At 66.9% G+C, this 25,624-nt stretch carries 34 protein-coding genes, 2 tRNA genes and 1 pseudogene; 30 read left to right on the top strand and 7 right to left on the bottom strand.

What is annotated here, in order from left to right:
* Together K933_RS06275 and K933_RS06280 are read left to right on the top strand one after the other, a co-directional pair.
* Positions 1-234, top strand: a 234-nt coding sequence (locus tag K933_RS06275) for a J domain-containing protein (protein WP_023393859.1), incomplete at its 5' end; no start/stop codon positions are given.
* Between the two features lie 146 nt (positions 235-380).
* Complete coding sequence (locus K933_RS06280; protein WP_023393860.1) at positions 381-2,006, top strand: GTPBP1 family GTP-binding protein; 1,626 nt, start codon at positions 381-383, stop codon at positions 2,004-2,006.
* A 17-nt stretch (positions 2,007-2,023) separates the two neighbouring features.
* Here the strand turns inward: K933_RS06280 and K933_RS06285 are convergent, their stop codons facing one another.
* The 3 genes and pseudogenes from K933_RS06285 to K933_RS06295 all read right to left on the bottom strand — a co-directional run.
* Positions 2,024-2,578 (bottom strand): hypothetical protein, encoded by a 555-nt coding sequence (locus tag K933_RS06285; protein ID WP_049947661.1) that lies wholly within the window; start codon positions 2,576-2,578, stop codon positions 2,024-2,026.
* 13 nt (positions 2,579-2,591) lie between these two features.
* A complete protein-coding gene (gene mch, locus K933_RS06290) occupies positions 2,592-3,584 on the bottom strand; it encodes a methenyltetrahydromethanopterin cyclohydrolase (RefSeq protein WP_023393862.1) in 993 nt (330 codons plus the stop codon).
* A gap of 236 nt (positions 3,585-3,820) precedes the next feature.
* A pseudogene (locus K933_RS06295) lies at positions 3,821-4,123 on the bottom strand (MTH1187 family thiamine-binding protein); the annotation flags it as partial.
* Between the two features lie 160 nt (positions 4,124-4,283).
* Here K933_RS06295 and K933_RS06300 point away from each other — a divergent pair.
* Positions 4,284-5,492, top strand: a complete 1,209-nt coding sequence (locus K933_RS06300) for a YihY/virulence factor BrkB family protein (protein WP_023393864.1) — start codon at positions 4,284-4,286, stop codon at positions 5,490-5,492.
* A gap of 184 nt (positions 5,493-5,676) precedes the next feature.
* On the opposite strand, the gene K933_RS06305 is transcribed toward K933_RS06300, so the two are convergent.
* The 3 genes from K933_RS06305 to K933_RS06315 form a co-directional block, all read right to left on the bottom strand.
* Positions 5,677-5,747 (bottom strand) — tRNA-Gly (locus tag K933_RS06305).
* A gap of 98 nt (positions 5,748-5,845) precedes the next feature.
* Positions 5,846-6,685: a helix-turn-helix transcriptional regulator gene (locus tag K933_RS06310; protein ID WP_023393865.1), complete on the bottom strand. Its 840-nt coding sequence runs from the start codon at positions 6,683-6,685 to the stop codon at positions 5,846-5,848.
* 253 nt (positions 6,686-6,938) lie between these two features.
* A tRNA-Gly gene (locus K933_RS06315) sits at positions 6,939-7,009 on the bottom strand.
* 241 nt (positions 7,010-7,250) lie between these two features.
* Here K933_RS06315 and K933_RS06320 point away from each other — a divergent pair.
* The 27 genes from K933_RS06320 (at position 7,251) to K933_RS17435 (ending at position 23,754) form a co-directional block, all read left to right on the top strand.
* Positions 7,251-8,084: a putative RNA uridine N3 methyltransferase gene (locus tag K933_RS06320; RefSeq protein WP_023393866.1), complete on the top strand. Its 834-nt coding sequence runs from the start codon at positions 7,251-7,253 to the stop codon at positions 8,082-8,084.
* 15 nt (positions 8,085-8,099) lie between these two features.
* Positions 8,100-9,116, top strand: coding sequence for a 50S ribosomal protein L3 (locus K933_RS06325; protein WP_023393867.1), 1,017 nt, complete (start codon positions 8,100-8,102; stop codon positions 9,114-9,116).
* The gene (rpl4p, locus tag K933_RS06330) at positions 9,116-9,862 is read left to right on the top strand and encodes a 50S ribosomal protein L4 (RefSeq protein ID WP_023393868.1); all 747 of its coding nucleotides are present in this window, start codon (positions 9,116-9,118) and stop codon (positions 9,860-9,862) included. The genes K933_RS06325 and rpl4p overlap by 1 nt, the downstream gene beginning before the upstream one ends.
* Entirely contained in the window at positions 9,859-10,110 is a 252-nt protein-coding gene (locus tag K933_RS06335; RefSeq protein ID WP_023393869.1) for a 50S ribosomal protein L23, read from the top strand. The genes rpl4p and K933_RS06335 overlap by 4 nt, the downstream gene beginning before the upstream one ends.
* 2 nt (positions 10,111-10,112) lie before the next feature.
* Entirely contained in the window at positions 10,113-10,841 is a 729-nt protein-coding gene (locus tag K933_RS06340) for a 50S ribosomal protein L2 (protein ID WP_023393870.1), read from the top strand.
* A complete protein-coding gene (locus K933_RS06345) occupies positions 10,841-11,263 on the top strand; it encodes a 30S ribosomal protein S19 (protein WP_023393871.1) in 423 nt (140 codons plus the stop codon). Before K933_RS06340 ends, K933_RS06345 begins: the two co-directional genes overlap by 1 nt.
* A 7-nt stretch (positions 11,264-11,270) precedes the next feature.
* Positions 11,271-11,732, top strand: a complete 462-nt coding sequence (locus K933_RS06350; RefSeq protein WP_023393872.1) for a 50S ribosomal protein L22 — start codon at positions 11,271-11,273, stop codon at positions 11,730-11,732.
* Positions 11,732-12,742: a 30S ribosomal protein S3 gene (locus K933_RS06355; RefSeq protein ID WP_023393873.1), complete on the top strand. Its 1,011-nt coding sequence runs from the start codon at positions 11,732-11,734 to the stop codon at positions 12,740-12,742. The genes K933_RS06350 and K933_RS06355 overlap by 1 nt, the downstream gene beginning before the upstream one ends.
* Positions 12,743-12,745: 3 nt before the next feature.
* Positions 12,746-12,964, top strand: a complete 219-nt coding sequence (gene rpmC / locus K933_RS06360) for a 50S ribosomal protein L29 (protein ID WP_023393874.1) — start codon at positions 12,746-12,748, stop codon at positions 12,962-12,964.
* 7 nt (positions 12,965-12,971) lie between these two features.
* The gene (locus tag K933_RS06365; RefSeq protein ID WP_023393875.1) at positions 12,972-13,472 is read left to right on the top strand and encodes a ribonuclease P protein component 1; all 501 of its coding nucleotides are present in this window, start codon (positions 12,972-12,974) and stop codon (positions 13,470-13,472) included.
* The gene (locus tag K933_RS06370) at positions 13,463-13,789 is read left to right on the top strand and encodes a 30S ribosomal protein S17 (protein ID WP_023393876.1); all 327 of its coding nucleotides are present in this window, start codon (positions 13,463-13,465) and stop codon (positions 13,787-13,789) included. The genes K933_RS06365 and K933_RS06370 overlap by 10 nt, the downstream gene beginning before the upstream one ends.
* Positions 13,789-14,187, top strand: a complete 399-nt coding sequence (locus K933_RS06375; protein WP_023393877.1) for a 50S ribosomal protein L14 — start codon at positions 13,789-13,791, stop codon at positions 14,185-14,187. The genes K933_RS06370 and K933_RS06375 overlap by 1 nt, the downstream gene beginning before the upstream one ends.
* 1 nt (position 14,188) lies before the next feature.
* Entirely contained in the window at positions 14,189-14,551 is a 363-nt protein-coding gene (rplX, locus tag K933_RS06380; protein ID WP_023393878.1) for a 50S ribosomal protein L24, read from the top strand.
* A gap of 1 nt (position 14,552) precedes the next feature.
* Positions 14,553-15,287, top strand: a complete 735-nt coding sequence (locus K933_RS06385) for a 30S ribosomal protein S4e (protein ID WP_023393879.1) — start codon at positions 14,553-14,555, stop codon at positions 15,285-15,287.
* Complete coding sequence (locus K933_RS06390; RefSeq protein ID WP_023393880.1) at positions 15,284-15,820, top strand: 50S ribosomal protein L5; 537 nt, start codon at positions 15,284-15,286, stop codon at positions 15,818-15,820. The genes K933_RS06385 and K933_RS06390 overlap by 4 nt, the downstream gene beginning before the upstream one ends.
* Positions 15,813-16,019, top strand: a complete 207-nt coding sequence (locus K933_RS06395; protein ID WP_023393881.1) for a 30S ribosomal protein S14 — start codon at positions 15,813-15,815, stop codon at positions 16,017-16,019. The genes K933_RS06390 and K933_RS06395 overlap by 8 nt, the downstream gene beginning before the upstream one ends.
* Positions 16,020-16,021: 2 nt before the next feature.
* Positions 16,022-16,414 carry a 30S ribosomal protein S8 gene (locus K933_RS06400; protein WP_023393882.1) on the top strand — a complete coding sequence of 131 codons (393 nt, stop codon included), beginning with the start codon at positions 16,022-16,024 and terminating at the stop codon, positions 16,412-16,414.
* The gene (locus K933_RS06405; RefSeq protein WP_023393883.1) at positions 16,414-16,950 is read left to right on the top strand and encodes a 50S ribosomal protein L6; all 537 of its coding nucleotides are present in this window, start codon (positions 16,414-16,416) and stop codon (positions 16,948-16,950) included. The genes K933_RS06400 and K933_RS06405 overlap by 1 nt, the downstream gene beginning before the upstream one ends.
* Positions 16,951-17,691 carry a 50S ribosomal protein L32e gene (locus K933_RS06410; RefSeq protein ID WP_023393884.1) on the top strand — a complete coding sequence of 247 codons (741 nt, stop codon included), beginning with the start codon at positions 16,951-16,953 and terminating at the stop codon, positions 17,689-17,691.
* Positions 17,688-18,152 (top strand): 50S ribosomal protein L19e, encoded by a 465-nt coding sequence (locus K933_RS06415; protein WP_023393885.1) that lies wholly within the window; start codon positions 17,688-17,690, stop codon positions 18,150-18,152. The genes K933_RS06410 and K933_RS06415 overlap by 4 nt, the downstream gene beginning before the upstream one ends.
* Positions 18,152-18,709 (top strand): 50S ribosomal protein L18, encoded by a 558-nt coding sequence (locus tag K933_RS06420; protein ID WP_023393886.1) that lies wholly within the window; start codon positions 18,152-18,154, stop codon positions 18,707-18,709. The genes K933_RS06415 and K933_RS06420 overlap by 1 nt, the downstream gene beginning before the upstream one ends.
* Positions 18,710-19,396, top strand: coding sequence for a 30S ribosomal protein S5 (locus K933_RS06425; protein ID WP_049947662.1), 687 nt, complete (start codon positions 18,710-18,712; stop codon positions 19,394-19,396). It begins immediately after the preceding gene.
* Positions 19,396-19,854: a 50S ribosomal protein L30 gene (gene rpmD, locus K933_RS06430; RefSeq protein WP_023393888.1), complete on the top strand. Its 459-nt coding sequence runs from the start codon at positions 19,396-19,398 to the stop codon at positions 19,852-19,854. The genes K933_RS06425 and rpmD overlap by 1 nt, the downstream gene beginning before the upstream one ends.
* Positions 19,851-20,363 (top strand): uL15m family ribosomal protein, encoded by a 513-nt coding sequence (locus K933_RS06435; RefSeq protein ID WP_023393889.1) that lies wholly within the window; start codon positions 19,851-19,853, stop codon positions 20,361-20,363. The genes rpmD and K933_RS06435 overlap by 4 nt, the downstream gene beginning before the upstream one ends.
* Positions 20,364-20,366: 3 nt before the next feature.
* Positions 20,367-21,842: a preprotein translocase subunit SecY gene (gene secY, locus K933_RS06440; protein WP_023393890.1), complete on the top strand. Its 1,476-nt coding sequence runs from the start codon at positions 20,367-20,369 to the stop codon at positions 21,840-21,842.
* Between the two features lie 105 nt (positions 21,843-21,947).
* A complete protein-coding gene (locus K933_RS17835) occupies positions 21,948-22,697 on the top strand; it encodes a hypothetical protein (protein WP_152529757.1) in 750 nt (249 codons plus the stop codon).
* Positions 22,684-23,754, top strand: coding sequence for a tyrosine-type recombinase/integrase (locus tag K933_RS17435; protein WP_023393891.1), 1,071 nt, complete (start codon positions 22,684-22,686; stop codon positions 23,752-23,754). Before K933_RS17835 ends, K933_RS17435 begins: the two co-directional genes overlap by 14 nt.
* 726 nt (positions 23,755-24,480) lie before the next feature.
* Here K933_RS17435 and K933_RS17840 read toward each other — a convergent pair.
* On the bottom strand, positions 24,481-24,747 hold the full coding sequence (locus tag K933_RS17840; protein ID WP_152529758.1) for a hypothetical protein: 267 nt from the start codon (positions 24,745-24,747) through the stop codon (positions 24,481-24,483).
* Between the last annotated feature and the right edge of the window lie 877 nt (positions 24,748-25,624).

The following is a 25,624-nucleotide window of genomic DNA, read 5'->3' on the forward strand; positions in this document are numbered from 1 at the left end:
GCACGGGAGCGCGCGGGCGCCGGCGGCCGGGCCGGGTCGCCCGCGGGCGGGGCCGGGATGTCCCGACCGGAGGCGTACAGCGAACTCGACCTCTCGCCGGAGGCGTCCGGCGAGGAGGTCAAGCGCGCCTACCGCGAGCGCGTCAAGGAGACGCACCCCGACTCGGGCGGCGACGAGGAGGAGTTCAAGCGCGTCACCAGCGCGTACGAGACGCTGACCGAGGCGGGAAGCTAGAGCGAGCTGGCCGAGAGAAACCGCCCGCGGGCGACTCCGATTGACGAACGCTCGGCCGACGGCGCGACGCGGTGGAGGGGACCGGAGAGTGGTGTGGGAACACGACCCGTGAAAAGGATTATAGCCGGTGCGCGCCGAGCGGCCCCATGAGCGCTGACCGGGCCGCCTTGCGGCGGGCCATCGAGCGCGGCGAGGAGGAGGGCGGCCGCATCGAGTTCAAGACCCGGCTCTCGCGGGCGATTCACTTGGCCGACGGACGCATGGAGAGTCTCGCGGCACAACTGCGCCACCGCGTGCTCTCGGGCGACGGCGAGGCGCTGTACGTCGTCGGCGTCGACGACGACGGCGGCATCGCGGGCATCTCGCCGTCGGAGTTCTCCGAGTCGATGGACGTGCTCTCGCTGCTCGCGGAGGAGGCGGACGCCCACATCGGCGACGTCGAGACGTGGAGCGCGGGCGACGGTCCCGCCGAGGAGTCGGGACTGGTCGGTCTCGCCACCGTGCGGGAGGGGGCGATGTTGGAGACGGACGACGAACACATCGTCGTCGGCACCGCGGGCCACGTCGACCACGGCAAGTCGACGCTCGTCGGCTCGCTCGTCACCGGCGAGGACGACGACGGCGAGGGCGGGACCCGATCCTTTCTCGACGTCCAGCCCCACGAGGTGGAGCGCGGCCTCTCGGCCGACCTGAGCTACGCGGTGTACGGCTTCGACGACGACGGGCCGGTCCGGATGGACAACCCCCACCGCAAGTCCGACCGCGCGCGCGTCGTCGAGGAGGCGGACCGACTGGTGTCGTTCGTCGACACGGTCGGCCACGAGCCGTGGCTCCGCACCACCATCCGCGGGCTGGTGGGGCAGAAACTCGACTACGGCCTGGTCGTCGTGGCGGCCGACGACGGCCCGACGAAGACCACCCGCGAACACCTCGGCATCCTGCTCGCGATGGACCTGCCCACCATCGTCGCCGTCACCAAGGTGGACGCCGCGCCCGACGACCGCGTCGCCGAGGTGGAGCGGGAGGTGGAGTCGATGCTCCGCAACGTCGAACAGACGCCGCTGCGGGTCGACCGCCACGGCGTCGCCACCGCCGTCGACGAGGTGGGCGACGGCGTCGTCCCGGTCGTCTCCACCTCGGCGGTGACCGGCCGCGGCATGACCGACCTCGACCGCTTCTTCGAGGCGCTCCCCAAGCGCGCGTCGAGCGCCGACGGCGAGTTCCGGATGTACCTCGACCGCTCGTACGACGTGAAGGGCGTCGGCGCCGTCGCGTCGGGCACCATCCAGTCGGGGCGGGTGGAGGCGGGCGACGACCTCCTCGTCGGGCCGATGGCCGACGGGTCGTTCCGCGAGGTGGAGGTGCGCTCCATCGAGATGCACTACCACCGCGTCGACAGGGCCCGCGCCGGCCGCATCGTCGGCATCGCGCTCAAGGGCGTCGCCGAGAGCGAACTCGAACGCGGGATGGTCCTCGTCCCGCGGGCGTCCGAACCGCGGGCCGTCGAGTCGTTCGACGCGGAGGTGATGGTGCTCAACCACCCCACGCGCATCCGCGACGGCTACGAACCCGTGGTCCACCTGGAGACGCTGAGCGAGGCGGCCGTCTTCCACCCCGAGGGCGGGCAGTTGCTCCCCGGGGACACGGGCGAGACGGAAGTCGAGTTCAAGTTCCGGTCGTACCTGGTCGAGGAGGGCCAACGGTTCGTCTTCCGGGAGGGGCGCAGCAAGGGCGTCGGGACGGTCACCGGCGTGAACTACGCCGACGACTGAGGCGGGCGGGGACCGACTCAGCCCCCGCGCGATTCGATCGCGACCAGTTCGTCGCTCGCGGCGTACTCGCCGTCGGCCTCGGTGGCGAGTCCGAGGAGGACGAACCACTCCAGCGTCAGCCCCACCCGCTCGCGCCACACGTCCTCCCAGTCGGTGGTGCGGTTGCGCTCCCACCCCGGCACGCGCTCGCGAACCCGGGCGAACGCCGCGTCGACGGCGACCCCGCCGGGGGCCGTCCCGCCGCCGGAACCGCCGTCCCCGTCGCGTGCGGCGAGGAGCGCCTCGGCCGCCTCGCGCGCGCCGTAGACGCCGTCGAGGTACGCCGTCCGGAGGTGGTCGGCCGTCGCCTCGACCCGCGTGCGCTCGAACCCCGCGTCTGTCTCGCGGGCCAGTCCCACCGCCCGGAGGAACGTGAGCCACGTCCGCGCGACGTCGCGGGAGTCGAACCCGCACCGGCGCATCAGCCGGGCACAGCAGTCGTCCTCGCTTTCGGGGACGAGCGGCACCGCCGCCTGCACCTCCCCGACGAACGAGACGGTCCCGGGCGGGTCGGGGACCACTTTGAACCTCACGCGCGTACCTCGCTCACGCCGCGTCGGCGTCGGCATCGGCGTCCGGGTCGCCCTCCTCGGCTCCCGCCCGGCCGACGAAGTCGAACGACTCCGCGAGCAGGTCCTCGCGGACCTCGCCGTACGCGTACGTCGGGCCGTTCACCACGTCGACGGTGAGGCTCGCGGGCGCGAACACCGACTCGTCGAGGTCGTAGAAGTCGTAGTCAGCGTCGGCGAATATCTCGCCGAACGGCGTGCCGTACTGGTCGGCGGCGACCGACGGCACCTGGTCGAACCGGTCGAACTCCTCGGCGACCGTGAGGTGGACCTCGCCGCCGTACGCGAGGGCGTCGTTCGTCCGCCCCATCGCGGTCGTCTCGTCGTAGCTGACCGGCGCGACCGGCGCCGACGCCGACACCGAGAGCACGTCCGTCGGGTCGTAGCCGAGTTCGAGCAGGCGGAACATCGCCAACTCGCCCGCGCGGGCGGCGGTGGTGACGCTGCCGACGGTCGACCCGAGCGCGCAGGTGGGGAGGAACACCGCCGACTCGTTGACGTTCGCGCGGTCGGCGACGCGCGCGACCACGTCGTCGTCGGGCAGGGTCGTGCTCTCGACACACAGCACCGTCAGGTCGAACTCGTCGTAGTAGCCCACCGCCTCGAACTCCCGCTCCTCGCCGACGAGCGCGCGGGCCGGGCCGGAGCCCAGCCCCTCGAACGTCTCGGTGTCGAGTTCCCAGCCCGCCTTCTGAGAACACAGCAGCGCGACGGCGGGGTGATCGGTCGACAGTTCGACGTGCGGGACGGGCGCGCCCGTGACCCGCCCCATCCGGGTCTGGACCGTCGCCAGCCCGGCCGTCTGTATCTCCGCGAGCAACAACCCCGCTTCCACGCCGCCGTCCGCCTCGACGCCGAAGTCGAGCACCGTCGCGCCCGAGTCGAGTTCGTAGGCGGCGACGTTGAGTTCGTCGGCGAAGTCGATGGCCTCGTCGACCAACTCGACCGCCATCCGGTTGAGACTGTCCATGCCGGCCGTTGGGCGCTTCCGCGGAAAGGGTTTGCCAGTCCCGACCGCCGGCGCTCGCCGGTCCCGACGGTCGAACGGGTCGCGCGCGCCCACACGCGAGTACGAACACTGCCCGCTCTCGGCCACCGCTCGGCCGCTCAGGTCTCCCGGTTGGGGTCGGGGGCGGGCGCCGAGGGCGACGCCGCGTCCGCCCGCTCCCCGCTCGTCTCTTCGTCGTCGCTCCCGCCGTCGTCGGCCGACCGCGCCGGCCGGCCGAGTTCGCGTTCGACGGCGTCGACCTTCTCGCTCGCCCGTCGGTCGCTGGTTCGCTTGTCGTCTATCTTGAGGAACGTGCTCACCCGGTCGCCGTCGACCGCGTTGTGCGCCGCCGTCGCGGCGGCCATCAGTTCCTCCATTGACTCCGCCTCGATGACGGTCCCCATCGGGTTGGTCTCGTACGTCACGTCGAACGCGTCGAGGGCGTCGACGGCCTTCGCCACCTCGGCCGCCATGCTCCCCTCGACGACCGGCGCGACGCTGAGGAGCGCGATGACTGTCACATCGGCCGTTCGTCGCCGGGTACCGTAACTCTCACCCACGCCCGCAGCGGGTCCCGTTCGTACCGGGTCCCGCTCGCGGCGGGTTACACGCCCCGTCGGGGCGCTCGCCGCGCCGCGGTGTCGCTACCTTCTCGGTCCGGGGGGTCGAGCGGCCCGTTGGATGAAGTTCGACCGCCGTCGCGTCGGCTCCCTCGCGCGGGCCGTCTACCACGAGATCCGCGTCGAGAACGTCACGTTCCTCGCGGGGAGTATCGCCTACCACGCGTTCGTCTCGCTGCTGCCGCTTCTGTTGCTCGTGGTGTTCGTCCTCTCGGCGACGGGCAACGCCGGTCTCGAATCGGCGTTCGAGTCGCTCGTCCGCACCGCGCTGACGGCCGACGCGGGCGATGAACTCCTCGACGAACTCCGTCGGGGGAGCCGGTCGAGCAGCCTCTCGGTCGCCGGGGTGGGCGTGTTGACGTGGGGGGCGCTCCGCATCTTCCGCGGGCTCGACACCGCCTTCTCCGCGATATACGAGACGGAGGCGGAGAATGACCTGCTCGACCAACTCGCGGACGGCGTGGTCGTGTTGGTGCTGTTCGGCGGCGCGGTGGGGCTGGCGATCGGGATCCAGGGGGTGCTCCCGAGCGCGGGCGCCGGCCCGCTCTGGTGGTGGCTCCACCGCGTCTCGCTCGCGGCCGTGCTCGCGGTGTCGCTGCTGCCGATGTACTACGTCTTCCCCGACGCGGACGTGTCTCTCCGGGAGGTGCTCCCCGGGACGTTCACCGCGGCGGTCGGTCTCACGGTGTTCGAGTCGCTGTTCCGGTTTTACGTCGGGTGGAGCGGCCGCCAGCCCGACGAGTCCGTCGTCGCCGCCATCCTGGTGTTTCTCACCTGGCTCTACTTCTCGGGGCTGGTCATCCTCGTCGGAGCCGCCATCAACGCCGTCCTCGCCAACCGGAGCGCCGACGTGACAGTCGACCCCGTGTTCGGGACGTACACGACGCCCGAGCGGCCGAGCGAGACCGAGGTGGTCCGCGCCATCGAGTCGCTTGAGGACCTGCTCGTCGACCCCGCGGCGTTCACCGTCTCGGTCGGTGACTGCTCCGTCTCCTTCCCCGCGCCACGGCGGGTCGAGACCGACACGAACGCCGACTTCTTCGGCGGGCGCGACCTCGGAGTGACGCTCCGGTGGAGCGGCGACCCCGACTCGGGGGGCGATACGTCGGCCGAGTCGGCCGACGCGGACCGCGCGAACGCGGGGGAGAGCCCGAATCCCGAGGCGAACAGTGACGCCGACGCCGGCGCGACCAGTGACGCCGATGCCGGCGCGGACGCCGACGCGAACACTGACGCCGACGCGAACGGCGACCCCGAGCGGGACGGCTGACTCCGCCGCTGGGCGCCGAAGCGAAACGCGCTCGCCCGGCCGCGCGTCACGCTCGGGTGTGCACCTCGGCCACCCCGTCCGGCGGGTGCGCGACGACCCCGTGGCCGGTGAGGACGCGACGCTCGCGGTGACGGTCGGGTCGCCGTCGGACGACGCGGGCGAGGACCGGTCGGACGAGCGGAACTGCGCTGGCCAGGAGTCGAACCTGGGTCACGGCCGTGGAACGGCCGCGTGATCCCACTACACTACCAGCGCGCGGGTCGCGTGTCGGGCCGGCGTCGCGCCGTCCTCGCTCACTTCTGCAGGTGGATACCACTTAATCATACACTGGCTACCGGGCGCGTACCGGGACCCTACCGGACGTCCGAGCCGGCCGAGGAGGGCGACAGGTGGTCCCCGGACGTCGCTCCCGACGCCGAGGGGAACGTCACCGGCTCCGCCTCCCGCTTGCACGCCTCGAACGTCTCCTCCGCCCACTCGCGCACCTCCCGCCGCTCAGTCTCCACGAGCGCGCGCGGCTCTTGACCCTCGGCGGCGATGAACTGGACGCGGTCGTCGACCACCCCGAGCGACAGCGGTAGCGCCTCGCTCGCGCGGAACACCCGGAATCCGCCGGCGTCGGCCATCTCCGCGACCACCGGCGCGTACTCGTCGTCGCGGAACGTGCGCGCGACCGACGGGGCGACGACCACCTCGCAGTCGGCGCCGTGGTCGACGACGCGCTCGTGGACCGTCTCCGCGGCGTGCAGCCCGGTGAACGGCAGCAGGAAGCGCCCCTCGTCCATCTCCCGCAGCCGGCCGACGTGGCGGTTGATCACCCCGTACGGGTCCCCCGGGTCCGGCACCACCACCTCCGCGTCGTCGAGGAGCGTCAGGTCGAACCCGAGCTCCTCCTCGGGCACCCACCGGAGAAACGGCTCCAGCTCCGTCCACACTGCCGCGTCCGCCGCGAGTTCGGCGAACCCCTCGACGATCCGCCGGCCCAGCGGCGTCGTCCGGTACCCCCCGTCGTCGTACTCGACGAGTTCCGCCGCCTCCAACTCCCGGACGCCGCGGTTCACCGTCGACCGCGAGCAGTCGAGTTCCGCCACCAGCGTCCGCTTGTCCGTCGGCTCCTCGTCGAGGCAGTCGAGGAACGATGACCGCCGCAGCGCCGTCTCGAACAGCGCCGTGGCCGTGTCGTCGGTTGACATGTCAGGAGGAACGGAACCGGGTAAAATCAACGCTTCGGTCTAATTCAACGCGAGTTTCGGGGATACAAATGGGGTGGATCCGGGACGCCCGCCGGCAGCCCACCCCGTACGTGCCCTCGCCGACGCCCGTGAACTCCGACCGCTCGGACCGGCCGCGGACGGGCCGGCGGCCGTCAGTGTATCGGTCGGCACGCGACGAACTATCCCGATCGGTCGAACCGCGCCGCTCGGAGTCGAGACGACCGGACAGAACTGCGCTGGCTGGGACTTGAACCCAGGTTGTGACCATGGCAAGGTCACGTGATACCACTACACTACCAGCGCCCTGCTACACTTCCCGCTACCGCCGACGCACACTTAACCCTGTCGAAACGCGACAAACCGCACGAGGGCGTGGGGACGACTCCCACGGTTCTCCCGGCTCGCCCGCCTCCCCCCGCGGCACGACGTGACACGCGAAACGGACGATTCTCGGAGCGTGACGCGCTCACACACCCGGGTGCGTTCCGACGTGTTTTTACGGCGCGGGACTCGAGTGGTCGAGTACAGTCCGGTGTGAGCGATCATGGACGACACGAGACTCGACGTGCTCGTGCCGTCGTCGCTCGTCCGGGAGGCCGAGGACGGCCGCGAGGCCACGCGGAAACTCGGTTACGTCGCCCGCGCGGCGACGGTCTTCCGGGCTGACCGGTTGGTCGTCTTCCCCGACCGGGAAGGCGAACGCCGCTGGGGCGGCGAGTACGTCCGCACGGTACTGGAGTACTGCGCGACCCCCGCCTACCTCCGGAAGGAGGAGTGGGGGATGCGCGAGGAACTCCGGCACGCCGGCGTGCTCCCGCCGATGCGGCCCGACTCATCCGGCCCCGACGGGTCGGAGCGACGAGCCGGAATCGTGACCGAGGTCGGACCTGAAGGCCGCGTTCGGGTCAATTGCGGACTGCAACACCCGATCTCCCTCCACCTGCCTCCCGGACGGGAGGCGCAGGAGGGGGAGCGCGTCACCGTCAGGGTCTCTTCGAGAGAACCCGTCCGCGCCCGCATCGTGGACGACCCCCCACCGGGGTTCCGCGTCGCGGGCGAGGACGTCGCGGACGCCGCCGCCGCCGCCGAACTGGCGGTCGCCACCTCGCGGCACGGACGCCCGCTGTCCGTGTCGGGACTGAGCGATCTCCACGCGCGACTGGACGACACGCACGTCGCCGTCGCGTTCGGTTCGCCGGGGCGGGGGCTTCCGGCCATCCTCGGGATGTCCCCCGAGGAGGTGCCGGTCGAACCCGGAGACGCAGACGACTCGGGGTTCGACCTCTGGCTGAACACGGTTCCGCGACAGGGGAGCGAGGTGGTGCGGACGGAGGAGGCGGTGTTCGCCACGCTCTCGCCCCTCTCGCTGACGAAGTAAGCCACACACAACACAATGCCACAACCAAGCAGACCACGAAAGGGCTCGATGGGCTTCGGCCCGCGCACCCGCGCGACCAGCGAAGTCCCCCGCATCCGCTCGTGGCCCGACGACGACGGCTCCGCCGTCGTGCAGGGCTTCGCGGGCTACAAGGCGGGGATGACCCACGTCGTCATGGTCAACGACGAATCCGACTCCCCGCGCGAGGGGATGGAGGAGTCGGTGCCCGTGACCGTCGTCGAGGTGCCGCCGATGCGCGCGGTCGCCCTCAGAGCCTACGAGGACACGCCGTACGGACAGAAGCCGGTGACCGAGGTCTGGGCGTCCGAGTTCCACGACGAACTCGACCGGACGCTCGACCTGCCGGCGGAGGACACCCACGAGGAGGACGCCGACGAACTCCGGACGCTGGTCGACGACGGCGTCGTCGACGACCTGCGGTTCATCACCCACACCGCCCCGAGCGAACTCGCGAACGTCCCGAAGAAGAAGCCCGACGTGATGGAGACTCGCGTCGGCGGCGGGTCGCTCTCCGACCGACTGGAGTACGCGCTCGATATAGTCGGCGAGGGCGGCGAACACGAGTTCGGCGAGGTGTTCCGCGCGGGCGAGTACATGGACGTCTCCGGCGTCACCAAGGGGAAGGGGACGCAGGGTCCCGTCAAGCGCTGGGGCGTCCAAAAGCGGAAGGGCAAACACGCCCGGCAGGGGTGGCGCCGTCGGATCGGCAACCTCGGCCCGTGGAACCCCTCCCGCGTGCGCTCGACCGTCCCCCAGCAGGGGCAGATGGGCTACCACCAGCGCACCGAACTCAACAAGCGACTCATCGACTTCGGCGAGGGTGACGAGGCGTCCGTCGAGGGCGGCTTCAAGGGCTACGGCGAGGTCACCGGGTCGTACGCGCTGGTGAAAGGCTCCGTTCCGGGGCCGAGCCAGCGCCTCCTGCGGTTCCGCCCGGCCATCCGGCCGAACGACCAGCCGCGCCTCGACCCCGAGGTGCGGTACGTCTCCACCGCGTCGAACCAAGGATAATGAAGGCAACAGTACGAGACCTGAACGGCGAGGAGGGCGAGGAGGTCAACCTCCCCGACGTGTTCGAGACGCAGTACCGCCCGGACCTGATCCGGCGGGCCGTCGTCGCCGCGCAGGCCAACCGGAAGCAGGCGTACGGCGCCGACGAGTACGCGGGGCTCCGCACGCCGGCGGAGTCGCCGGGGTCGGGCCGCGGCATGGCCCACGTCCCCCGGCAGAACGGTCAGGCCCGGCGCGTCCCCCAGACGGTGAAGGGACGCAAGGCCCACCCGCCGAAAGCCGAGAAGGACCAGGGGAAGGACATCAACGACAAGGAGCGGAAGCTCGCGGTCCGGTCGGCCATCGCGGCCACGACCGACGCCGAGCGGGTGGCCGAGCGCGGCCACCAGTTCGACGAGGAACTCGACTTGCCGCTCGTCGTCTCCGACGAGTTCGAAGGGCTCGTGAAGACCCGCGAGGTCGTCGACTTCCTCGAAGCCATCGGCGTCCACGCGGACGTCGAACGCGCCGACGAGGGCCGGTCGGTCCGCGCCGGTCAGGGGACGACCCGCGGCCGGAAGTACAAGCAGCCGAAGTCGCTGCTGTTCGTCACGTCGGACGAGCCGTCGAAAGCCGCCCGCAACCTCGCGGGCGTCGACGTGACCACCGGCGCCGAAGTGAACGCGGAGGACCTCGCGCCCGGGACGCACCCGGGGCGGCTCACCGTGTTCACCGAGTCGGCGCTCGGGGAGGTGGCGGAGCGATGAGCGTGATCCGCCACCCGCTCGTCACGGAGAAGGCGATGGACGAGATGGACTTCGCGAACAAACTCCAGTTCATCGTCTCGACCGACGCGTCGAAAGGCGAGATCGTCGAGGCCATCGAGTCGCAGTTCGACGTGGCCGTCGAGGCGGTCCGCACGCAGATGACGCCGAAGGGGACGAAGAAGGCCACCGTCACCCTCAACGAGGACGACGACGCCCAGGAAGTGGCCTCCCGGATCGGGGTGTTCTGAGAATGGGACGCAGAATTCAGGGACAACGACGCGGTCGCGGCGGACCGACGTTCCGTGCGCCGTCGCACCGCTACAAGTCGGACAAGTCGCACAAGAAGACGACCGAGGGCGAGAGCGACACGGTGTCGGGCGAGATCGTCGGGATCGAGCACGACCCCTCGCGGTCGGCGCCGCTCGCGGACGTGGAGTTCGAGGACGGCGACCGCCGCCTCGTGCTCGCGCCCGAGGGCGTCACCGTCGGGGAGACGCTCCAGGTGGGCGTCTCCGCGGAGATCAAGCCCGGCAACACGCTCCCGCTCGCGGAGATCCCCGAGGGGGTTCCGGTGTGTAACGTCGAGTCGAAACCCGGCGACGGCGGCAAGTTCGCCCGCGCGTCGGGCGTCAACGCGACGCTGCTGACCCACGACCGCCGCGTGGCGGTCGTCCAGTTGCCCAGCGGCGAGGTCAAGCGGCTCAACCCCGACGCCCGCGCCACCATCGGCGTGGTCGCCGGCGGCGGCCGGACGGAGAAGCCGTTCGTCAAAGCCGGCAACAAACACCACAAGATGAAGGCCCGCGGCACCAAGTGGCCGAACGTGCGCGGCGTCGCGATGAACGCCGTCGACCACCCGTTCGGCGGCGGCGGCAGACAGCACCCCGGTCAGCCCAAGTCGGTGTCGCGGAACGCGCCGCCGGGGCGGAAGGTGGGCGACATCGCCTCGAAGCGGACGGGACGCGGAGGTAACAAATAATGAGCTCGGACTACCGAACCGGCCGCGAGGGTGAGTTCACCTACCGCGGTCACACGCTCGACGAACTGCAGGAGATGGACCTCGACGAGGTCTCGGAACTGCTGCCCGCGCGGACGCGGCGAACCATCACCCGAGGACTCACCGTCGAACAGCGGAAGCTGCTGGAGAAGGCGCGCGAGACCGACGAGGAGGAGTCGGCAAACGACCCGCTCCGGACGCACCTGCGCGACATGCCGGTGCTGCCGGAGTTCGTCGACCTCACGTTCGCGGTGTACAACGGTCAGTCGTTCGAGCGCGTCCGGGTCGCCCCCGAGATGATCGGCCACTACCTGGGCGAGTTCCAACTCACCCGGACGTCGGTCGAACACGGCCAGGCCGGCATCGGCGCGACCCGGTCCTCGAAGTTCGTGCCGCTCAAGTAACACAACCATGGGAATCAACTACAGCGTCGACGCCGACCCGGACTCCACCGCCAAGGGGATGCTCCGCGAGCGGCAGATCAGCCTGAAGCACAGCAAGGCCATCGCCCGACAGATCAAAGGCGAGACGGTCGCCGACGCCGAGGAGTACCTCGAAGCCGTGCTGGCGGAGGAACGGTCGGTGCCGTTCAAACAGCACAACTCCGGCGTGGGTCACCGATCGGACATCGACGGCTGGGACGCCGGCCGCTACCCCGAGAAGGCCACGAAGGACTTCCAGAAACTGCTCGAGAACGTCAAGAACAACGCCGACCGCGCGGGCTTCGAACCCGACGAGATGGAGATCATGCACGTCGCGGCCCACAAGGTCGGCGAACAGCAGGGTCGCAAGCCCCGCGCGATGGGCCGGGCGACCCCGTGGAACTCACCCCAAGTGGACGTCGAAATGATACTCACGGAGGCCGACGAGTAATGGCGGACGAACACCAGTTCATCGAGGACGGACTCCAGCGGAGCCAGATCGACGAGTTCTTCGAGAACGAACTCGGCCGCGCGGGCTACGGCGGCATGGACGTCGCCAAGACGCCGATGGGCACCCAGATCGTGCTCAAGGCGGAGAAGCCCGGCATGGTGATCGGCAAGGGCGGGAAGAACATCCGCAAGGTCACCACCGAACTCGAAGAGCGGTTCGACATGGACGACCCCCAGATCGACGTCCAGGAGGTCGACGAACCGGACCTCAACGCGAAGATCGTCGCCGACCGCCTCGCCAACGCGCTCGAACGCGGCTGGTACTTCCGGAAGGCCGGCCACACCACGATCGACCGGATCATGGACGCGGGCGCGCTCGGCGCCGAGATCAACCTCAACGGGAAGGTCACCGGCGCGCGGAGCCGCGACGAGAAGTTCAACCGCGGCTACATCAAACACAACGGCGAACCCGCCCAGGACGTCGTCGACACCGGCCAGGGCGTCGCGGTGATGAAGCTCGGGACGATCGGCGTGACGGTGAAGATCATCCCGCCGGGCGCGGAACTGCCCGACGACTTCGAGGTGGCCGACGACGCCGAGGCGCCCGAGGTCGAACAGACCGTCGAGGACGACGGCGTCGAGGCGCTCCTCGAGGAGGAACCGGAGGAGGTCCCCGACGTCGGCGACGACGAGGACGTCGAGGTGCCGACCGACGAACCCGACGACGTCGACGTGATCGACGAGGACGTCGTCGAGGAGGTCATCGAGAGCGACGAGACCGAGGACGGCGACGGCGCCGCCGACACCGGCGAACCGTCCGGCGAGTCCGCCGCCGACGCCGAGGAGATGGAGGACCTCGACGAGGACGTCGAGTCCGAAGCCGAGGAACTCGTCGCCGAGATGGAGTCCGACGAGGACGACTCCGACGACGAGGAGGAGACGGCGTCCGACGACTCCGGCGACGAGGACGAAGCGGCGTCCGACGACGAGGACGAGGAGGAGGAGGAGTAGCCGATGGCGATCCTCCACACCGCGGAGATCCGCGACATGACCTCCGCCGAGCGGGAGTCCGAACTCGAGGAACTCGAGACGGAACTGCTCAACGCGAAGGCCGTCCAGGCGGCCGGCGGCGCGCCGGACAACCCCGGCCGCGTCGGCGAACTCCGCCGGACGATCGCGCGGATCAAGACGATCCAGCGCGAAGAAGGCGACACCGACGAGGACACGGAGTAGAGACCGCATGCCCCTGACCCCCGAGACGCTCACGCGACACGAACTCGTCGGCCTGCCCGTCGGGGTGGCCGACGCGCCCAGCGACGCCCACGTCGGCATCGCGGGCCGAGTCGTCTCCGAGAGCCAGCGGACCCTCGTGGTCCGCGTCCCCTCGGGGGAACACCGGGACAAACGAGTGCCGAAGGCGGGCGCGACGTTCACGTTCGCGCTCCCCTCGGCCGCAGGAACCGACGAGGCGGACGGTTCCGTCACAGCAGGGGACGCTCGCGCGTCCCACCCTACAGATGAAGCCGCCGGGGCGCGCAAGCCCCCGGGGTCCGCGTTCGAACTTCCGTCGTCCGCGCACGGCACACTGGTCGCCGGGCGCGGGCAGGACGATACTGCCGGGGTCACACCCGGTCAGTCGGGCGGTTGCGAGGACGCGGTCTACGTTACGGTGGATGGGACCAGACTGCTCTCACGACCCGCCTTCCGCACGGAACGTGCGGGTGATTCGACATGGCAATAGGACTGAACGCAACAGAACCGGAGGAGACGTGCTCCGACGAGAACTGCCCGTTCCACGGGTCGCTCTCCGTCCGCGGGCAGACGCTCGAAGGCACCGTCGCCTCCACGCAGATGGACAAGACCGTCGTCGTCGAGCGGGAGTACGACGTGTTCGTACCGAAGTACGACCGCTACATGAAACGACGGAGCCGCGTCCCCGCACACTGCTCGCCCTGCCTCGACGTCGAGGAAGGCGACGAGGTGCGGATCGCCGAGACCCGTCCGCTCTCGAAGACGAAGTCGCACGTCGTCGTCGAGACGCTGGAGGGTGATGCCTGATGGAGGCGCTCAAGGCCGACGTCACGCAGGGCCTCGAGAAGGGTTCGCTGATCACGTGCGCCGACAACACCGGCGCCCGCGAACTCAAGGTCATCAGCGTCTCGGGCTACTCGGGGACGAAGAACCGCCACCCCAAAGCGGGTGTGGGCGACAAGGTGACCGTCTCGGTCACCAAAGGCACGCCGGAGATGCGACGACAGGTGCTCGAAGCCGTCGTCGTCCGGCAGCGCAAGCCGATCCGTCGCCCCAGCGGCACGCGCGTGAAGTTCGCGGACAACGCCGCCGTCGTCATCGACGACGTTGGCGAACCGCGCGGGACCGAGATCAAGGGTCCCATCGCGCGCGAAGTCGCGGAACGCTTCGGGAGCATCGCATCCACGGCGACACAGATCGTCTAGTATGACAGAGCAACCGCACAAACAGCGAAACCAGACGCGGGACGCGCCGCTCCACGAGCGGCAGAAGTTCGTCCGCGCGACGCTGACGCCCGACCTCCGCGAGGAGTACGGCCAGCGGAACGTCCGCGTCAACGCGGGCGACACCGTCGAGGTGATGCGCGGGGACTTCGCCGGCGAGGAGGCGGAAGTCGTGAGCGTCGACCTCCGCAACTCCGTCGTCCACGTCGAGGACGTCGTGATCGAGAAGGCCGACGGGGAGGAGACCCCGCGGGCGCTCGACGCGTCGAACCTCCGCGTGACGGAGTTGAACCTGGAGGACGACGTCCGCGAGGCGCGTCTCGACGCGGACGAGGAGGCAGCGTAAGATGACGAAACACCAGAAACGACTCTCGGCCCCCAACTCGTGGCCGGTCGAGCGGAAGGAGGAGACGTTCACCGTGAAGGCCGACGCCGGCCCGCACGGCGAATCCGGCGTCCCCCTGCTGATCGTCCTCCGGGACGTGCTGGGGTACGTCGACACCCGCAAGGAGGCGCGCTACGCGCTCGACAACGACTCCGTGCTCGTCAACGGCGTCGCGGTGTCGGACGAGGAGCGCCCGGTCGGCATGTTCGACATCCTGGCGTTCACCGAACGCGAGGAGTTCTACCGGGTGTTCCCGGGCGATGGCGGCCGGCTCTCGCTCGACCCGATCGACGAGGCGTCCGCCGAATCGCGGCTCGGGAAGGTCACCGGCAAGCGGCAGGTCACCGGCGGCCAGTTCCAGTACACGCTCCACGACGGCACCACGCTGGTCGCCGACGAGGGCGAGTACGCCGGCAAGGACTCGCTCGTGGTCGACAACGAGACCAAGGAGGTCGTCGCGCACTTCCCCTACGAGGAGGGTGCGCTCGTGACCGCCGTCGCCGGCACGCACGCGGGCGAGGTCGGCACGGTCGACGACATCACCGTCACCCCCGGCTCCGGGTCGAACGGCGTCACCGTCGAACAGGACGACGACGCCGTCAGCGCGGCCGACGACCGCGAGCCCGGCTTCGAGACGGTCGAGGAGTACGTCGTCGTGATCGACGAGAACTTCACCGACGGAGGTGACGACGAGTGAGCGACGCCGAGAGCGGCGAGGAGTTCCACGAGATGCGCGAACCGCGCATCGAGAAGGCCGTCGTCCACATGGGCGTCGGGCAGGGCGGGCGCGAACTGGCGAACGCCGAGGAGATCCTCGAAGAGATCACCGGCCAGGAGTCCGTTCGCACGACGGCCAAGCGGGCCATCGCCGAGTTCGACATCCGGCCGGGCGACCCGATCGGCGCGAAGGTCACGCTCCGCGACGAGGACGCCGACGAGTTCCTGCAGACGGCGCTGGAACTGGTGGACCTCCGACGGGCGCAGTTCGACGACACCGGGAACTTCAGCTTCGGCGTCGAGGAGCACACCGAGTTCCCGAGCCAGGAGTACGACCCGAACGTCGGCATCTACGGGCTCGACGTGACGGTCGCGCTCACGCGGCCGGGTTACCGCGTCTCCAAGCGGGACACGGTGACCCGGTCGTTGCCGGGCCGTCACCGGATGACGGTCGACGACGCGGTGGCGTACCTCGAACGCGAGTTCGAAGTCGAGGTGACCGACAATGAGTGAAGCAGAGACGGAAACCGACTCGGAAGCGGAACCCGGAACCGCCGAGACGGGCGAGCACGCGACCAAACGGACCGGCCAGGAGCACGAGTGCCGGCGCTGCGGCCGCAAGCAGGGGTTGGTCGGCAAGTACGACATCAACCTCTGTCGGCAGTGCTTCCGCGAGGTCGCCCGCTCGATGGGGTTCCACAAGTACCGATAATCATGGCAGGCAACGACCCACTCTCCGACGCGCTCGGCGGTCTCAACAACGCCGAGAGCGTCGGCCATCTGGAGTACACTGTCCAGCCCGCCTCGAACATCGTCGGCTCGATCCTCGAAGTCCTGTACGACCGCGGTTACGTCGACGGCTTCGAGTACGTCGAAGACGGCAAGGCCGGCCTGTTCGAGGTCGAACTGAAGGGCGCCATCAACGAGTGTGGCGCGGTGAAGCCGCGGTACTCCGTGGCCGCGGACGGCTACGAGCGCTGGGAGAAGCGCTACCTGCCGGCCCGCGACTACGGCTCGCTCATCGTGACCACCTCCCACGGCGTCATGAGCCACTACGATGCCCGCGAACAGGGGATCGGTGGCCAGGTGATCGCATACGTATACTAATGGAACGAGAAGAGATCGAACTACCGGACGAGGTGTCGGCCGAACTCGACCACCTCGACTTGACGGTCGAGGGACCGGACGGCTCCGTGACGCGCCGGCTGTGGTACCCGGACGTGTCCGTCTCCGTCGACGACGGGGCGGTCGTGATCGAGTGGCCCGAGGACGCCGACCGGAAGACGACGGCCACCGTCGGCACGTTCGTGAGCCACGTCGACAACATGCTCCACGGCGTCACCGACGGGTGGGAGTACAAGATGGAAGTCTTCTACGCCCACTTCCCGATGGACGTCTCCGTCGATGGCGACCGAGTCGCCATCTCGAACTTCCTCGGCGAACGCGCCCCGCGGCACGCGAGCATCCGGGGCGACACGCAGGTGGAGATCGACGGCGAGGAGATCACCCTCACGGGACCCTCGAAGGAGGACGTCGGGCAGACGGCGGCCAACATCGAACAGCTCACTCGCGTGACCGACAAGGACACGCGCGTCTTCCAGGACGGCGTGTACATCACGCAGAAACCCGTGGGAGGTGCCTAGATGGCCGACGACACCGAAGCCGAGACCGACGACGGAGCGGAGATCGAAGAACTGGAGGATATCTCGGGGGTCGGACCCTCGAAGGCCGAGGCGCTCCGCGAGGCCGGCTACGAGTCGGTCGAGGACGTCCAGGCGGCCTCCCAGTCGGAACTGGCGGACGTCGACGGGGTCGGCAACGCGCTCGCTGCCCGCATCAAGGCGGACGTCGGCGGGCTGGAGGTCGACACCGAGACCGACGCCGAGATCGAAGAGGACGAGACGGAGACGGAGGCGGACGACGAGGAGACGGAGGCGGCCGAGACCGAACTCCGTCCGCGCGGGCACGCCGACAAGACGCCCGACCTCTCCAACGACGCCGCACGCGCGCTCGTCCAGAAGCACCGCGAGTCCAAGCCGCAGTTCAACCGGCAGGACTACCACAAGAAGAAGCGGACGCCCACCTCGTGGCGCCGCCCCCGCGGCGGGCTGTCGAAACAGCGCCGCGGGATCAAGGGGAAGGGACCGAAGGTCGAGGCGGGCTACGGCTCGCCGAAGGCGGCCCGCGGACTCCACCCCAGCGGGTTCGAGGAGGTCCGCGTGCACAACACGGACGACCTCGAGGGCGTCGACCCCGACACGGAGGCGGTGCGGATCGGCTCCTCGGTCGGCGGCCGCAAGCGCGAGCGGATCGAGGACGTCTGCGAGGACCGAGAGATCCGCGTGCTCAACCCGACCTACGAGGAAGTCGAGGTGACAGAATGACCGACCTGAGCGCCCAGCGCCGGCTCGCGGCCGACGTCCTCGACGTCGGCGAGAGCCGGGTCTGGCTCAACCCCGAAGCACAGGACGAACTGGCGGACGCGATCACGCGCGAGGACATCCGCGAGCAGGTCGAACAGGGCAACGTCCGCGAGGAGGACGCGAAGTCGAACTCCCGCGGGCGCGCCCGCGAGCGCGACGAGAAGCGCTCGTACGGCCACCGCACCGGTCCCGGCTCCCGGAAGGGGAAGGCCGGCGGCCGCCAGGACACGAAGAGCGACTGGGTCGCGCGGATCCGCGCACAGCGCGCACGGCTGAAGGAGCTCCGCGACGACGGGCCGCTCGACCGCTCGCAGTACCGCGAGCTGTACGACAAGGCCTCGGGCGGGGAGTTCGAGGACGTCCGCCGGCTCGAGACGTACGCCGAGACCAACTACGACATCACATTGGAGGACGACGACTGATGGCAACCGGACCACGATACAAGGTGCCGATGCGGCGCCGCCGAGAGGTTCGGACCGACTACCACCAGAGGTTGCGCCTGCTGAAATCCGGCAAGCCGCGCCTCGTCGCGCGCGCCTCGAACAGCCACGTCAGGGCGCAGCTGGTGACACCCGGTCCGAACGGCGACGAGACCCACGCGGCCGCTTCGAGCGAGGACCTCGAGGAGTACGGCTGGGAGGCCCCCACGGGGAACCTCCCGAGCGCGTACCTCACGGGCTACCTCGCGGGGCTGCGCGCGGTCGAGGCCGGTCTCGAGGAGGCGGTCCTCGACATCGGTCTCCACACGGCGACGCCGGGCAACAAGACGTTCGCGGTACAGGAAGGGGCGATCGACGCGGGGCTGGAGATCCCCCACAACGAGAGCGTGCTCGCCGACTGGTCGCGCAACCGCGGTGAACACATCGCGGAGTACGCGGAGTCGCTCGACGAGCCGCTCTACTCCGGGGCGTTCGACGCCACCGACCTCCCGGCCCACTTCGACGAGGTTCGGGAGACCATCACTGAGGAACACGAGTAAATGAGCCGAAGCAACAACGGCTGGGAGCCGCGCACGCGGCTCGGCCGCATGGTACAGGAGGGCGACGTCGGATCGATGGACCAGGCGCTCGCCACGGGGCTCCCGCTGAAGGAGCCGCAGATCGTCGACCAACTCCTCCCCGGTCTGGAGGACGAGGTGCTCGACATCAACATGGTCCAGCGGATGACCGACTCGGGCCGCCGGGTGAAGTTCCGGTGTGTCTGTGCGGTCGGCAACCGCGACGGCTACCTCGGCTACGCCGAGGCCCGCGACGACCAGGTCGGCGGCGCCATCCAGAAGGCGATCGAGGTGGCGAAGCTGAACATCATCAGCGTCGACCGCGGCTCGGGCTCGTGGGAGGACTCCGCCGGCGGGGTCAACTCGCTGACCCGGACCGCCCACGGCAAGGCCGGCTCGGTCGAAGTCGAGATCCGCCCGGCGCCGCAGGGGCTCGGCCTCGCGGCCGCCGAGACCGTCCGGAACATCCTCGAACTCGCGGGCGTCCAGGACGCCTGGACGAGTTCGAACGGCAACACCCGGACGACGGTGAACCTCGCGAAGGCGACGTTCAACGCGCTCCAGAACGCCTCGCAGGCGCGCACGCCCGACCGGGCGCAGCGGGTCCAGCAGGAGGCGCGCGGCGAGAGCGGCGGACGGCAGGGCCAGGGTCAGGAGGTGCCCGAGTGATGCAGGCGGTCGTCCAGCTCCGCGGCGAGGTGGACATGTCGGCGGCACAGCACGACACCCTGAAGATGCTCAACCTCCACGCGGTCAACCACGCGACGCTGGTGCCCGAGGAGGACACCTACCGCGGGATGATCGCGAAGGTGAACGACTACGTCGCGTTCGGCGAGCCGTCGGTCGAGACGGTGGCGACCCTGCTGCGGACGCGCGGGGAGCCGCTCGAGGGCGACGCGGTCGTCGACGACGACTGGGTGGCCGACGAGACCGACTACGACGACGTCGACGCGCTCGCGTCGGCGCTGGTCGACGAGGAGACCACCCTGCGCGAGCAGGGACTCTCGCCCGCGATCCGGCTCCACCCGCCGCGGAAGGGGCACCGCGGGATCAAACACGCCGCGAAGAACGGCGGCGAACTCGGCTACCACGACGACATCGACGGCCTGCTGGGGGCGATGCGATGACGAGCAAGAAGCGACGCCAGCGCGGTAGCCGGACGCACGGCGGCGGCAGTCACAAGAACCGACGCGGCGCCGGCCACCGCGGCGGCCGCGGCCGTGCGGGTCGCAAGAAGCACGAGCGGAACCTCTACGGCCCGCTCGGCAAGCACGGCTTCAAGCGCCCGCAGGGCGTCAAGGAGGACGTCGTCGAAGTCACCGTCCAGAAACTCGACGAGGACGCCGCGCTGCTGGCCGCGGAGGGCGTCGCCGACGAGGAGGGCGACGGCTACAGCCTCGACGCGCGCGACGTGGCCGAGGACGGCCACGAGGCCGACGTCGTGAAGGTGCTCGGCAACGGGCGCGTGATGGGCGAACTCCACGTCACCGCCGACGCGTTCACCGACGACGCGCGCGAACTCATCGAGGACGCGGGCGGATCCGTCGCGCTCTCCGAGCGTGGCGAGGCGCGCGCCGAGCGCCGAGCCGAAGAGGAGGAAGCGGAAGATACTCAATCCGACGAGGACGAGGCGTAATTAATGAGCTGGAAGGAGGCCGCGGAACCGGTACTCACACGGATGCCCTCGGTCACCAGACCGGAGGGGCACGTTCCGTTCAGACGGAAGTTGGGGTGGACCGCCGGGGTCCTCGTGCTGTACTTCTTCCTGACGAACGTGACGCTGTTCGGGCTGCAGACGCAGACCACCAGCGGTGACTTCTACGGACAGTTCCGTTCGATACTCGCCGGGTCGACCGGGTCGCTCCTCCAGTTGGGGATCGGTCCCATCGTGACGGCGAGCATCGTCTTGCAGTTGCTCGGCGGCGCGAACCTGTTGGGACTCGACACCGACGACCCGCGCGACCAGGTGCTGTATCAGGGCCTCCAGAAGGTGCTCGTCCTCGCGATGATCTGCCTGACGGGGCTGCCGATGGTGTTCGCGAGCAACTACCTGCCCCCCAGCGGCGAGGTGGCGGCCGCGCTGTTCGGGTCGAGCGGCGCGCTCATGCCCGTGCGAGCGCTGATCTTCGCACAGATCGCGGTCGGCGCCGTCCTCATCCTGTTCATGGACGAGGTCATCTCGAAGTGGGGCGTCGGATCGGGGATCGGGCTGTTCATCATCGCATCGGTGAGCCAACAGCTCGTCGCCGGCCTGTTCGCGACGGAGGCGCTCGCGAACGTCACCGGGTTCTTCCCGGCGTGGGTCGGCATCGTCACCGGCGGTATCGACCTCGAAGGGTCGCTGCTGGAGGCGCTGCTGTTCGAACCCGGCAACCTGCTGGCGATGGTGACGACGCTGTTCATCTTCGCCGTCGTCGTCTACGCCGAGAGCGTCCGCGTCGAGATCCCGCTGAGTCACGCGCGCGTGAAGGGCGCCCGGGGGCGGTTCCCGGTGAAGCTTATCTACGCGAGCGTCCTACCGATGATCCTCGTCCGCGCGCTCCAGGCGAACGTCCAGTTCCTCGGGCAGATCCTCTACTCCCAACTGGGTGACGTGGGGATGCCCGACTGGCTCGGCGTCTACTCGGACGGACAGCCCGTCGGCGGGCTGTTCTACTATCTCGATCCGGTCCAGAGCCGCGAACAGTGGATGTGGTTCATCTACGCGCCCGCGGGCGACCCGCTCGACATCGCGGTCCGCGTGCTGATCGACCTGACGGTGATGGTCGTCGGCGGCGCGATCTTCGCCATCTTCTGGGTGGAGACGACCGGGATGGGCCCGGAGTCGACCGCCCAGCAGATCCAGAACTCGGGGATGCAGATCCCCGGCTTCCGGCGGAACCCGCAGGTGATCGAGAAGGTGATGGAGCGGTACATCCCGCAGGTCACCGTGATCGGCGGCGCGCTCGTCGGCTTCCTCGCGGTGCTCGCGAACCTGCTCGGCACGATCGGCGGCGTCTCGGGAACGGGGCTGCTGCTGACGGTGTCGATCACGTACAAGCTCTACGAGGAGATCGCCGAAGAACAGCTCATGGAGATGCACCCCATGATGCGCACCATGTTCGGCGGGGATTGAACACGATTTAACAATCGGGCAATCCCTTCCCCTTTCTCACAACGTGTAGTTACATCACCACAGAAATCCTCTGTCTTTATTAGAGGGTACTGCCTCCAGAGAGGCATGCCTACAGACTCCGCGAAAAAGGACGTTTCCCCCCACGTCCACGCAAAAGTGGGAGAGGAAACGAAAAAACGCTGGCTGGAGTACGCACACGAGCACCATCGAGGTAATCTGTCGTCGCTTATTGTGGAAGCAGTGGACCAGACTATCAGCGACCACTGGGTCTTAGAGAGTGAAGCCCAGTCTAAGACTGAAAATATAGACGTAGACCTCTCTGGGGTTGATGAGGAGCTTGAAGACGTTCAAGAACAGCTAATCGTTCTCAGCAGGCAGATTGATGGGCTTACCGTTGCCGATGCGACTGGAGGCGAAAAGGAACTGGAGGAGAGTGAGCTGATTAGACTCGCTAATCTAATCTATGATACTCTCCCTAGTGCGCCGTCAGAGTGGGCCTTCACCCATCTCATGAAGTATTGGAGCGAGCTTGAGCCAAAACACCGGCCGAAGATTAGCGGGAATGCTGATGACCTAGCAGATTACCATGAGGAATCCCGCTACCATATTCAGGATGCCGCTATCTACCTGGAAAATAAAGACGAGAGTGTGAAGAGCGTAATTGATAGCGGAATAAGGCGATGGTACATTCATCGCCCAGATAGTCCTGATGAGTGGAAATGGGTGAAAGAACTGAACGAACACTCCGATGTAGATGCGGCCGACCTATTCGATACAGGAGTAGAATCTGACAAGGCGGCCGAAGAAGCGGCACAGAGATTCCAATCTATAGTGAGTGAAGATGGACCGAACTGAAAAGGGTCAGTTCGTGGCCAAGCATAAGCTTCGGGAGCATCAAGACCTATACAATGACTATGGAGGGTGGGTGGAGACTAATCGAGAGAAGTCCACGACGATAGAACGATTGAAGGCTGGAGTAAAGGCTTGGCTGTGGTGGTGCGAGAATAACGATGTTGACCCACTAAGTGTGGATACTACTGATATCCGGACTTATATCGTCGATATCCGAAGTCAGTACGCGGATACTACACTCACACGTCAAATAGCTAGCGTCAGCAAATACTACCAATATCTTGAAAATGACCCACGAACAGGGGTAAATTACGAAGATAACCCCGTCGCTCCAATATCTCTACCAAAGGACTACGGAGTCAAAGAGACTTCAGAATACGTTAGGGTTCTTCACCGAGAAGGGCGTAATGATATCATTGCTCTTCCAAAGAAAACTATCGAAAAGATGTTCAAACCTTCTGCTATACCCGGGAAGAACCCAGCAACTCGAACTCGGAATGAGCTCATTGTGCGATTAGCGTGGCAGACCGCCTGTCGTGCTGACGAACTCTCTCGAATGCGAACGAGAAAGATAGATTGGAACGAGCGTGACATTGAGATTCGGTCTTCAAAACTTGACCCGGAGGACCACCCCGACCTGTATTATCGGCATGTTTGGTGGGAACCAGACCTAGACCTCCTGATGCGGCGGTGGGTCGACAGTCATAGAGCACAGTTCTCAACTTACGCAGATAATAGTCCATATCTATTCCTCAGTACACACGGGGAGAATCTCAAACCATCAACCATCTCTCGTATCATAAAAGAGGCCGCAAATAATGCTGGTATTCAGGAACCACTCCTACAGGATGCGGAAGGAGGGGTGAAGCAGTGGCTAGTAACTGCGCATCGACTGCGTCACTCTCGGATTTCCCATCTCGCTAACGAGGTTGATGACTTCAAACTACACTTCCTACGGATGATGGCAGGACACGCAAACTTCGACACCACTCTCGGTTATGTGGAATCGAATTGGGAATCTGCGCGAAGTGGATACCACTCTGCGCTCCGTAATACGTAGCGTTAATCAAGTCCAGCCGAACCACTCCCGAATCGCCCCCGGCTCTTCCTCAACAAATCGCATCGCTCGTGAGAGATTAGCGAGTGCTCCGTCGAGCGTGTCCCCGGTGGCCGTCAGGCCCGTCAACCTGTGACGAGCCTGCCAGCACTCTCTGTCCATCGAGACCAGTTCGTCCCACCCACCAGAATCCATGAGACACGCGATGTGAGATTCATTCAGGAGTGCAGTCGACTCGCGCACGCGTTCCACGTGGACCGTCTGTTGTACGGACATCAGCGACAGAGACAGCGAACGAGTACTTGATGTCGAGGATACCGGGGGACGGAACTGAAAGTGAATTAGACCCCGCTTGCTGAAGAGAGACGTGCCAAGACCTCACCGATGTAATGCATCAAAGGATGGATGACTCAGAGTGCACCAAGTTCCAATTGTTGCGAGAACTCCGGGTACATCCGTTCTAGGGGTTCTGCTGTGCACTTGCCCTCTTGTGGGTGGCGACCTTCCCAGATATGACCACCTTTGTCCTGGCAGTCGTCCTCCGCGGCGTCGCCGTGCAGTTCTTCACTCGACTCATGAGGACCTGCAGGCTTGGCTCTAGTCAGGGCAACAACCTTCATCGACAATATCATGAGGTCGAAGAGAAATGATGGTTTCCAATACAAGCTAACCCGCATCCGAATTGGCCGATAACAGACGCCACCAATAATGACGAGGTTCAGGAAGAAATCAGGTCCAGCCGACTCCTTCCCGTATCAGCTTCCTATCCGATTCTATGACCGTCTTCATTCCCTGTACCAAATTCTCTAGAGCTTCTATACGTGTCTCTCCGGTCGCTGTTAATCCCGAATTCCCGTGGCGAGCTCGATAGAGGTGGCCCTCGTCATTCACTATCTCTTCCCATTTCTCGGTTTGCTTCAGGTCTTCGATTTCCTGTTCTGTCAGGAGGGCGGTTGACGCCCTAACTCGCGCTATTTCGACTGTAAGACTCTCCATCACTGGCTCGGATGAATCGTCCCCGCTTAACATCGAGTGTTGAGTCGAGTAAGATAGAAGAGAATCACCACTTCTCGGGAGCTCAATGTTGGTACATGAACTAGGGGGGAATCCAACGAGCACCATTGACGCCGTTATTCATCACCGGACGTAGTCGATGTCTGCCGCCTACGGTTCCAATAAAAGGTTGTCAATTAGTCTCTTCCGCTACTATTCCCTGTCTTGCTAATTACCTCCCGTACCCACGTGCTTGGAGCGTGAATAGTAGAAGTAGTGAGTTTACAGACAGAACTCGCTCCCCCACCCCACGTCTTGAATGAAATGAGCCCGGTAACGCGCCTTTGTAGTCGGGTTCTACCACGTTCCGTACTGGCTTCTGCGTCGTTCGTTCGATATCGACGTTCACGGCAACGGAACGTGCGTCATCGCTGTTCGAACCACGTACAGGACCGACAAAGCCATTTCGTCAACCGAACGTCGACCCTCCACTCCCGTCGACAAAGGGATGCGCAACTACTCACTCTGCGCCCCGGACCCATCTACTGGGCCGACCTCGATGTGAGCAACGACACGTGGCTTCCCCTCTCTCAATTCAATCGTGTCCTTGAGACGGATGAACTAAACCCGCCGTTCAGCGCACAGGAGACCCTTTTCGGACGTATTTGGACGTGTTAGTCAGCGCTACAGAGTGGACTCAAGCGAGAGTGATTTGCAATCTCGCATAGTATAATAGGGGGAACTGAGGGGGGGTGTGCTGGCTCCCAAAAAAGGAGACACAGAGACACCCCCCTACATACCCCCTAATAACGAGATTCCGAGAGACGACGATTCACGGAACAGCCGACTCCTCGCACTCAGATTCAGCAGATTAGAGAAA

Origin of the sequence: Candidatus Halobonum tyrrellensis G22, from assembly GCF_000495475.1 — an archaeon.
Classification (GTDB): domain Archaea; phylum Halobacteriota; class Halobacteria; order Halobacteriales; family Haloferacaceae; genus Halobonum; species Halobonum tyrrellense.